This window comes from Micromonospora sp. D75 (assembly GCF_018070405.1).
GTDB classification, from domain to species: Bacteria; Actinomycetota; Actinomycetes; order Mycobacteriales; family Micromonosporaceae; genus Micromonospora; species Micromonospora chalcea.
The window spans coordinates 1-7,413 of sequence record NZ_JAGPXV010000282.1 but is presented as its reverse complement, the minus strand read 5'-3'; the positions used below and the strand labels follow the sequence as shown (position 1 = coordinate 7,413).

The following is a 7,413-nucleotide window of genomic DNA, read 5'->3' as shown; positions in this document are numbered from 1 at the left end:
AACTTCGCGGGGGCCGAGAGTGCAAGATCGGCGAGCTGGGGCGGCGGGGGTGGGTGGGTCAGAGGAAGCGCCAGCGCTGGTGGGCGGCGCCGGTGTCGTCGGCGAGGACCGCCTGCGCGCCCTGGGCGCCGGAACCGCCGCTGAGACCGAGGACGCGGCCCCCGTTCGCGCACTGGATCCGGAACCAGCCGCCGCCGCCGTGCCGCAGCCGCCACCTGTGGTCGGCGGCGCCGTTGTCGGCCCACTGGACGATCCGGGCGCCGGCCGCTGTCGAGGCGCCCTCGACGCCCAGCACCTTGCCGCTGTTGCCGTTGCGCAGCCGCAGGTAGCCACCGGTGTCCACGAGCGCGGTCCAGAGGTGGTCGGCGGTCCCGGTGTCGCCCCACTGGATGACCGGCCCGCCGTCGGCGGTGGACATGTTCTGCACGCCGAGCACCAGCCCGCTGCCGAGGTTCTGGATCCGCCGCGCCCCGTTGGGCAGGAACCGCCACTGGTTGTCGAGGCTGCCGTTGTCCGGGTCCTGCACGGCGAACGCGCCCTGGGCGGTCGAGCCGCCGGAGATGCCGAGCAGCTTGCCGGTGTGCACGTTGCGCAGCTTGTGGCTGCCGTCGCCGACGTCGACGACGGTCCAGAGATGGTCGGCGGTGCCGTTGTCCGCCCACTGCAGGATCCGGGCGCCGTCGGCGGTGGACATGTTCTCCACGCCGAGCACCTTGCCGCTGTTGACGTTGCGCAGCCGTAGCGCCGACCCGTCGACCACGAGCTGCCAGTCGTGGTCGGCGGTGCCGGTGTCACCCCACTGCAGCGCGAGCCCGCCGTCTGCGGTGGACATGTTCTGGATCCCGAGCACCAGCCCGCTCGCCGCGTTCGCCAGCCGGAAACTCGCCTCGCCGCCGCCACCACTGCCCGTGCCGACCCGCCAGTAGACCGTGTAGTTGTGCCCGTGGGCGTCGTAGAACGGGCCGAGGTCGACGGTGGCGCCGTCGGCCCGGGCGGTGAACGCGAGACTGCCCGTGCCGGTACGGGTGACCGAGGCCGGGTCCAGCGTCGGCAGCGCGCTCAGCGTGGTGTTGCCGTAGTTGCCGGAGAGCACCACCGGCCCGTACGTGATCGCGGCGACCGCGGCGTCGTCGTTGGCGGCCACCGTCGCCACCCGCATCGGCAGCCGGACCGTGACCGTGTCGCCGGAGGTCCAGTCGCGGGTCAGGGCGGCGTAGCTGCCGGGCGTGGTGGCGATGCCGGCCGCGACGCCGTTGACGCTGACGCTCGCCCCGCTGGTCCACGCCGGGATCCGGATCCGCATCGTCCACGAGCCGCTCACCGAGCCGGTGACGGTCAGCGTCGTGGTGTCGCCGACCGGGTACGAGGTGGCCTGGGTGACGGTGATGCCGCGCTGGCTCCAGGTGAGCACCGAGGGCATGAACAGGTTGACGGTCAGCGTGGTGCCGTTGTGGAAGTAAATGGCGTCCGCGAGTGTCGTGTTGGTCTCCAACCCGGTGCCCTGGCAGCACCAGAAGGAGTTGTAGTCGGTGCTCCAGGTGCCGCCGCCCCACGCCGGGCCGACACCGCGCCGCCCGCCCGGGTTCAGCGGGGTGAAGTACGTGACGTGACCGCGCGCGTCGGCCGGGTTCTGCTGGCCGATCATGTGGTTGAGCAGCGCGCGCTCGTAGAAGTCGGCGTACGCGACGCGGTCCGGCTCGAGCTGCCACAGCTCCCGGGTCAGCTTGAGCATGTTGTACGTGTTGCATGCCTCGCACGTGTCGTTGCGCAGGTAGCCGGCGATCGCGTTCGGGGCGCGGAAGTGCTCGGCCTGGCTGTTGCCGCCGATGGCGTACGTGTGCGCGCCGACGGTGATGGCCCACGCGTTGGTGGCGATGTCCCGGTAGCGGGTGACGCCGGTGGCCTTGTACTCCCGGGCCGCGCCGATCCACTTGGGCACCTGCGTGTTGGCGTGCAGCCCGTTGAGCTGGTCGGAGTTGGCGGCGAGCGGGTTGAACACGGCGGCGTGGTCGAACCGCTGCGCGACGGTGAGCCACCGCCCGTCGCCGGTCTGCTGGTAGAGGTCGGTCAGCACCGCGTTCATGCCGCCGAACTCGGTGCCGAGCATGGCCTGCATCTGGGCCGAGGTGAGCCGGCTGGTGCGCTGGTCGACCCAGCCGGCCAGCGCCAGCAGCACGTCCCGGGCCTGGGTGCTGCCGATCAGCCGCCACACGTCCAGCAGCCCGGCCAGCGTCTTGTGGATGCAGTAGTAGGGGACGTTGCCGTTGCTGAGCGTCCGGGCCTCCAGCGCGGTGAAGTCGGACTCCGGGAAGCCGGACAGGTAGCCGGCGCTGAACCCGGCCGCGCCGTTGTTGGCCTGGCAGCGGGCCAGCTCGGCGACCATGGTGAGCGCCTTGTCCCGGCAGGTGGTGTCGCCGAGCACCGCCCACGCCTGCGCCCAGGCGGTCAGGAAGTGACCCTGCATGTGGGTGCGGAACGGGAAGTTCGGCGCGTCCCAGCCACCGTTGGCGGCGGCGCCGCCGGTGGACAGGCGGTGGTTGGCCCGGAAGTTGTAGAGCAGCCGGTTGACGTCCACGAAGCGCAGGTACGCCACTGTGCGGTTCTCGTTGTCCTGCCACCGGCTCGCGGTCAGCCGGACCTGGCCCGGGTCGAACGCGTACGCGGACACGCCGATGTCGGGGCGGGCCGGTGGCAGCGCGGCGTGCGCCGTACCGCCTGCGGTGACGGACCCGGCGGCGGCGCCGGCGGTCGCCGCGACGGCGGTGGCGCCGGTGGCGCGGAGCAGGAATCGGCGGTTCACCAGGGGAGCGGGCATGGACGGCCTCCGTGGCGGGGGACGGTGGTGGCGGGGACGGTGGTGGTGGGGAACGGCTACGCGGTGACCCGGAAGGTGGCGTCCTGCCGGTCGACCGCGGGGGAGCCGGCGCCGAGCGGGTCGATGCGCAGCCGGTAGTCGTAGTGCCGCAGGTAACGGGTGGGGTAGTTGTACGAGCGGAACGACGACCAGGTGGCATCGGCCAGGCCGGCGGTGCGGTGGAAGGTGGCGTCGGCGCGGAACGTGGCGGTGCCGTCGTTCGGGTCCAGCCGGACCGCGTAGTCGTAGTGCCGCAGGTAGTTGCCGGGGTAGTTGACCGACTCGAACGAGACGCCGGCGGCGTCGGCCAGGCCGGGGACCATCCGCCACATCTGGTCCTGGTACGGGTCGAACGGGTACGCGTCGACGCGGGCGATCCGGTCGGCGTGCCGCACGTAGCGGTCGGGGAAGTTCGACGACTTGAGCCGGACCCAGTTCGGCGTGCCCCAGCGGTTGACCATCCCGGCGTACTCGGCGTCGGTGATGCCGATCATCGAGCCGTGTTTGGAGTTCAGCGGCGGTGTGTAGTCGCGCTGGTTCAGCGGCGTCCACGAGTTTCCCGAGATGGTCGTCGTGGACCAGGCGTAGTAGTCGTTGTTGACCGGGCTGAACGAGTCGCCCCACAGCCGCCAGCCGCCCTCGTTCGTGCGCAGCAGCAGCGGCGCCTCGATCGCGTTGCCCTGCCGCAGCCCGCTGGTGTACGTGGTGAAGCTGTTCGGCGCGGCGGTGGTGGAGCGGGCGCCGTAGAGATGTCCGTCGTCGAGGTTCTTGTAGTAGAGGTACGTGGTGCCGCCGTCGACCACCACGTCGCCGTCGAGCACGCCGAAGGCGGGGCTGAAGTAGACCTGCGGCCCGCTGACGGTGCGGAAGTCGCTGGTGTAGTTGACGAACAGTACGTCCCGGCCGTTGTTGGCGGAGTAGACGATGGCGTACTGCCCACGGGCGGCGTCCCAGAACGCGGTCGGCGCCCAGGTGTGGGTGTCGAGCGTGTGCATCCGGATGCGCCGGTAGCCGGTGAACGCGGTCAGGTCGGCCGAGTCCCACACGTGCAGGTACTGGCTGGTCAGCCCCCAGTTGGTGCCCTTGAGGTCGGTGGCCAGCACCACGAAGGTGCCGTCGGTCCTGCGCAGCACGAACGGGTCGCGCAGGCCGAGCTGCCCGGCGGTCGGGGTGACCACCGGGTTGTTCTGGTTCAGCGGAGTCCAGTTCAGCCCGTCCCGGCTGACGGCCAGGTGCAGGCCGTAGTCGGCGCCGAGGCCGTTCGGCGTCTCGGTGAAGTAGGCCATCGCGTAGGCGGTGTTCGCCGCCGCGAACGCGCCGCGGGGCAGGCTGAGCGCGCCGGAGGCGGCGGCAGCCGCGGACAGGGCGCCGACTGTGAACGCGCGTCGGGTCAGGGGCACGACGGGGGCCTTTCTCTGCGGTGGAGATGACGGCCGCGTTAACGCTAACAATGCCCCTTAGCCTGGCGTTTATATAGCTGACTGTCAATCGATTCGCAGCGCTGACGCGAACGCCGCGGGGCGGGCCGCTCGTTCTCGCGGCCCGCCCCGCGGCGGCTGTCCGGCACCCGGCCGGCGACGGATCAGCGGTTGCGGTAGTGGTCGACGGCAAGCGTCCCACCGCTCAGCAGCGCCAGCGCGCCGAAGGCGGAACCGGCCCACGGGTTGCCGACGACGCTCGACAGCACCACGTTCGCGGCCACGCTCACGATGAGCACCAGCCAGAGCAGCGGGCGCATCCGGGTAATCGACGACGGGGCGGCGGCGGTCTCGGCGGTACGGTCCAGGTCGTTCACGGCTGCCTCCTCGATGATTTCTGCTACCACCGACAGTAGGGACGGGAGCGGCCGGTAACGATCCCGCCAGCACGACAGTCGTGGTACAGCAGGCTGTACTTTCCGCGCCCGGGCCTGCCGGGCGGCGACAGCGGTGACCTATCGTTTCGCCCGGGGGTGGGCCGGGATGGAGTACGTGCGGAGGCGGTTCCGCGTGGCGGTGGCCGCTCTGGAGCACCTCGTCGGCGGGCTGGGCACCGCAGTGCTGGCCCTGGGCACGCTGCTCGGGACGCTCGTCGTCGCGGCGGCGTGCGTCGGCGGGGTCGGGCTGCTGCTCGTACCCGGACTGCTGCAGGCCGTGCGGTCGGTGGCCGACCGCGAGCGCGCCCGGCTGTCCCGGTGGGGAACGCCGATCCCGGCGCCCGGCCCGGTCCCGGCCGGGGTGCGCGCGGCGCTGCGCGACCCGGTGGTACGGCGGGAGCTGCGCTGGGTGGCCGTCCACGGGACGCTCGGCTTCGGGGCCGGGCTGCTCGCGCTGGTGCTGCCGATCTACGCCGTGCAGGACATGACGTTCCCGCTCTGGTACCGGCTGGTGCCGCCGGAGGCCGGCGCGCCCGGCATCGGCTGGTGGCACATCGACGGGCTCGGCGACGCGCTCGCGGTCGCCGTGCTCGGGGTCGGCTGGCTGCTTCTCGCGGTCACGACCGGCCCGGCGCTCGCGCGGATCCAGGCCCGGCCGGGCCGGCGGCTGCTGCCCCCGCCGCCCGGGTTCGACCTGTCGCTGCGCGTCGCCGAACTCACCGCCACCCGGGCCGCGGCGCTCGACGCGCACGCGGTGGAGCTGCGCCGGATCGAGCGTTCGCTGCACGACGGCACCCAGAACCGGCTGGTCGCGGTGAACGTGCTGCTCGGCGCCGCCCGGCGGGCGGTGCGCCGCGACCCGGACCGCGCCGACGAGATCCTGGAACGCGCGCAGGACGCGGCCGAGCAGGCGCTCGGCGAGCTGCGTACGGTGGTGCGCGGCATCCTGCCGCCGGTGCTCGGCGACCGGGGGCTGGCCGGGGCGCTCGCCGGACTCGCGGCGGAGTGCGCGGTGCCGTGCCGCCTGTCGGTGGACGTCGACGTGCGCTGCGCGGCGTCGGTGGAGGCCACCGCGTACTTCGTGGTGGCCGAGGCGCTGACGAACGTGGTCCGGCACAGCGGCGCGGACGGCGTCGAGGTCGTCGTGCGCCGGGAACGGGACCGGCTGCTGGTGACGACCACCGACGACGGGCGCGGGGCCGCCGACGAGACGCGCGGCTCGGGGCTGACCGGCAACCGCCGCCGGGTCGAGGCCTACGACGGGCGGATGACACTGACGAGCCCACCGGGAGGACCGACGAGGATGCACGTGGAGCTGCCATGCGGATCGTGATCGCCGAGGACGACGCGCTGCTGCGCGAGGGGCTGGCGCTGCTGCTGCGCGCCGAGGACCTGGACGTGGTGGCCACCGCCGGCACGCCGGGGGAGTTCCTGACCGCTGTCGACGAGCACCGGCCGGACGTGGCGATCGTCGACGTGCGGATGCCACCCACCCACACCGACGAGGGCATCGTCGCCGCGGTCGAGGCCCGCCGCCGCCGTCCCGGTCTCGCGGTGCTGGTCCTGTCCGCGTACGTCGAGCAGGCGTTCGCCACCGAGCTGTTCGCGGTCGGCGCCTCCGGGCTCGGCTACCTGCTCAAGGAGCGGGTGGGCCGGGTCGAGGAGTTCCTCGCCGCGCTGCACCGCGTCGCGGGCGGCGGCAGCGTGATCGACCCCGAGGTGGTCGGGCAACTGCTCGCCCGCAACCGGCGGCCGGACACCGCGCTGGCCGAGCTGTCGCCGCGTGAGCACGAGGTGCTGGCGCTGATGGCCGAAGGGCTGGGCAACGGCGCGATCGCCGAGCGGTTGTTCGTCACCGAGGGCGCTGTGCACAAGCACATCCGCAGCATCTTCGCCAAGCTGAGCCTGCCGCCGGACGACCGCGCCGACCGCCGGGTCACCGCCGTGCTGCGCTACCTCGACGACGGCCGCCGGTAGCGCACACGCACGCGCGCCGCCTCGCGGTGAGGCGGCGCGCGGACGGGTCGGCCGGATCAGCGGCGGGTGCCGCACAGGGCCGCGTCGACGGTGCTGGTGACCGCCTCCAGCATCTCCAGGCTGGTCGGCAGCGCGGTCACCGCGACCACGGCGCTGCGCCCGTCGGTGGTGGACAGGTTGCGCGTCTCGAAGCCCTGGATGTCGCCGCCGTGCCCCCAGGCGTGACCGCCGCAGGGCAGCTCGTGCCGGGCGATGCCCAGGCCGTACTCCCACACCCCGTTGGGCTCGAAGTCGGGCGCCGGCACCGTGCGCGTCAGCGCCGCCTGCTGGGCCGGCTTGAGCAGCTTGCCCGCCAGCAGCGCCTCGAAGAACGTGCGCAGGTCCGACGGCGTGGAGACGAGCGGACCGGCGGCCCAGCCCAGCGACGGGTCCATCCGGGTCACGTCGACCCACGGCGCGCCCGGCTCCACCGCGACGTATCCGCGCGGCAGACGGCCCGGCAGGTCCTGCTCGCCGGTCTGCGGCCAGTACGTGTCACGCAGCCGCAGCGGCTCGATGATCCGCCGGGTGATCTCCTCACCCACCGGACGCTGGGTGACCCGCTCGATGATCAGCCCGGCCAGCACGAAGTTGGTGTTGCTGTACTCCCACTTCTGACCCGGCGGGACGCGCCGCGGCGGGGGGAGCGCCTCGGCCAGCAGCCGGCGCGGGTCGAAGTAGGCGCTGC

6 protein-coding genes are annotated in these 7,413 nt (G+C 73.0%); 2 read left to right on the top strand and 4 right to left on the bottom strand.

The window, feature by feature from the left end; all coding sequences use genetic code 11:
* Positions 1–58: 58 nt before the first annotated feature.
* From KBX39_RS17730 to KBX39_RS17720, 3 genes are all read right to left on the bottom strand, one after another.
* A complete protein-coding gene (locus KBX39_RS17730; RefSeq protein WP_210871592.1) occupies positions 59–2,815 on the bottom strand; it encodes a beta-L-arabinofuranosidase domain-containing protein in 2,757 nt (918 codons plus the stop codon).
* A gap of 56 nt (positions 2,816–2,871) precedes the next feature.
* Positions 2,872–4,254, bottom strand: a complete 1,383-nt coding sequence (locus KBX39_RS17725) for a glycoside hydrolase family 43 protein (protein WP_210871590.1) — start codon at positions 4,252–4,254, stop codon at positions 2,872–2,874.
* A gap of 182 nt (positions 4,255–4,436) precedes the next feature.
* Complete coding sequence (locus KBX39_RS17720) at positions 4,437–4,649, bottom strand: hypothetical protein (protein WP_043323325.1); 213 nt, start codon at positions 4,647–4,649, stop codon at positions 4,437–4,439.
* Between the two features lie 166 nt (positions 4,650–4,815).
* Here KBX39_RS17720 and KBX39_RS17715 point away from each other — a divergent pair, with 166 nt between their 5' ends.
* Positions 4,816–6,042, top strand: coding sequence for a sensor histidine kinase (locus KBX39_RS17715; protein ID WP_210871594.1), 1,227 nt, complete (start codon positions 4,816–4,818; stop codon positions 6,040–6,042).
* Complete coding sequence (locus tag KBX39_RS17710) at positions 6,030–6,686, top strand: response regulator transcription factor (protein WP_030499160.1); 657 nt, start codon at positions 6,030–6,032, stop codon at positions 6,684–6,686. The genes KBX39_RS17715 and KBX39_RS17710 overlap by 13 nt, the downstream gene beginning before the upstream one ends.
* A 56-nt stretch (positions 6,687–6,742) precedes the next feature.
* Here the strand turns inward: KBX39_RS17710 and KBX39_RS17705 are convergent.
* Positions 6,743–7,413, bottom strand: a 671-nt coding sequence (locus KBX39_RS17705) for a serine hydrolase (RefSeq protein ID WP_210871588.1), incomplete at its 5' end; no start/stop codon positions are given.

Coding starts and splice junctions, on each gene's coding strand:
- KBX39_RS17730 (WP_210871592.1), bottom strand. CDS start 2,815: ATGCCCGCTCCCCTGGTGAACCGCCGATTCCTGCTCCGCGCCACCGGC.
- KBX39_RS17715 (WP_210871594.1), top strand. CDS start 4,816: ATGGAGTACGTGCGGAGGCGGTTCCGCGTGGCGGTGGCCGCTCTGGAG.
- KBX39_RS17710 (WP_030499160.1), top strand. CDS start 6,030: ATGCGGATCGTGATCGCCGAGGACGACGCGCTGCTGCGCGAGGGGCTG.